The 1,862-nt window shown below is 70.4% G+C and carries 2 protein-coding genes; both read right to left on the bottom strand.

Annotated features, from left to right (window positions below):
* Nucleotides 1-112: 112 nt before the first annotated feature.
* Nucleotides 113-1,069, bottom strand: coding sequence for a fumarylacetoacetate hydrolase family protein (locus GTP90_RS35600; RefSeq protein WP_161087917.1), 957 nt, complete (start codon nucleotides 1,067-1,069; stop codon nucleotides 113-115).
* A gap of 36 nt (nucleotides 1,070-1,105) precedes the next feature.
* Nucleotides 1,106-1,862: VOC family protein (locus GTP90_RS35595; RefSeq protein WP_161087916.1), on the bottom strand; the 757-nt coding region annotated here is incomplete at its 5' end.

The following is a 1,862-nucleotide window of genomic DNA, read 5'->3' as shown; positions in this document are numbered from 1 at the left end:
GCCACCCGCACCACGACCTGGCCCCGGCCCGGCCGCGATGGCGCAATGTCGCGCACGCGCAGCGCGCCGGCCTCGCCAAACTGCTCGACCATGGCCGCGATGCGGGGCGCGCTCATGCCGCCACCACCCGGTTGCGCTGCTCGCCCAGGTCGAGCCGGCCGTCGTCGCTGCGGATGGTGGCGGTGATCACGTCGCCCGGCTGCAGGTAGGCCGGATTGCTCAAGCCCTTCTGGATGAACAGCCGCCATTTGGTGGCGTCCGACATGAAGTGCCTCATGATCCACATGACCAGCTTGCCCGGCGCACGCGCGGCGCAGCCGGCCGGCGTGCCGGTGGCGATCAGGTCGCCCGGCGCCAGGTCGTGCAGGCCCGACACCTCGGTCAGCGTCTGGTGCGGCTTGTACAGCATGTCGCCGCACAGGCTTTCCTGGCGCGGCTGGCCGTTGACCGCCAGCCGCATGCGCAGCTCCGGCCAGCGCAGCCATTCGGCCGCGTCCAGCAGCAGCAGGTAGGGGCCGGCCGGGCCGAAGGTACGGTAGCTTTTGCCCTTGTAGAACTGGCCCTGCGGCAGTTGCACGTCGCGCGCGCTGATGTCGTTGACGATGGTGACGCCGGCCAGCCAGTGGTGCAGCTCTCCGCTGCTGATGGTGGTGGCTGCGCGCAGCGGCCGTTTCATCACCAGCCCCAGCTCGATCTCATAGTCCAGCAGGCGCACGTGGGCCGGGCGCACGATGTCGTCATGCGCCGACGCCAGCGACGACGGCGCCTTGGTGAACAAGGTATTGAAGCCGATCCGCGCCGGGTCCATGCCGGACTCGCGCACGTGGCTGGCGTAGTTGATGCCCTGGCACAGGAACTGGCGGTCGCCGGTGATGGGCGAGAGCAGCGTCACCCGCGCCAGGTCCAGCAGCGCCTGCTGCGGCGTGCTGGCCTGGGCCGCCGCCATGCCCTCGTTGATGAAGTCGGCCGTGCTGGCGTAGCGCCCGGCCAGCGGCGCGATGCGGCCCTGGTGTACCACGCCCCAGCGGGCGTCGCCCTCGTGCAGAAAGCGGACCACGGTGATTGCCATATTGTTCTCCTGTGTGAAAAGGGTATGAAAGGGCGCTTACAGCCACGGGCGCGGGCGGCTCATGGCGCGCCCCAGCAGCTTCAGGCGCGCCAGCGGCAGCCGGCCCTGCCACAGCAGCCGCGCCACCTTGAACAGCGTGCCGAGGTCGCGCCGCACGCCCATCGAGGCCGGCACGTCGTCGCCCCAGGCCCAGATGCTCGACAGCTCCAGCGGCACGTAGTGGGTGGGATGGTCGGCGGTGAACACGTCGCCGTCGGTGTAGTGCTCGAACTCCATGCCGTCCGGGTCGTACCAGTAGTCGAACAGCTGGCTGCCCAGCACGTGGCGGCCGATGCCCCACATGTGGCGGTGGCCGGCGGCGCGCAACACGTTGTGGCCCTGGCCCAGCGCGTCCAGGTCGACCACCTCGTAGGCGCTGTGCTCGTATTTGTCCTCGATGCCGCCGGCCAGCACGAAGCTGTGGTGGTCGGCCGGCGCCGCGCCCAGGTCGAGCCGGAAGAAGCATAGCGCCGGCGTGCCGTCCTCCAGGTATTGCACATCGGTGGGGATCAGGCCCAGGTGGCGCATATACCACTGCGCCATGTTGGCGAAATCGACCGTCTGCAGCACCACGTGGCCCAGCCGCGCGATGGCGGCCGGCTCCAGCGGCGGGCGCACGGTGGCGTTGACGCGCGGCAGCAGGCCGACGCTGTTGGTCAGCGGATGCAGCGGCGCGCGCAGCGGCAGCGGCGCCAGCGGTTGCTGGCCGCAGATTAGCCACAGCAGGTTGCCGGCCGGGTCCACCAGCTCGACG

It is taken from the genome of Duganella vulcania (genome assembly GCF_009857655.1).
GTDB classification, from domain to species: Bacteria; Pseudomonadota; Gammaproteobacteria; order Burkholderiales; family Burkholderiaceae_D; genus Rugamonas; species Rugamonas vulcania.
This window is presented reverse-complemented; position numbering and strand designations above follow the sequence as displayed.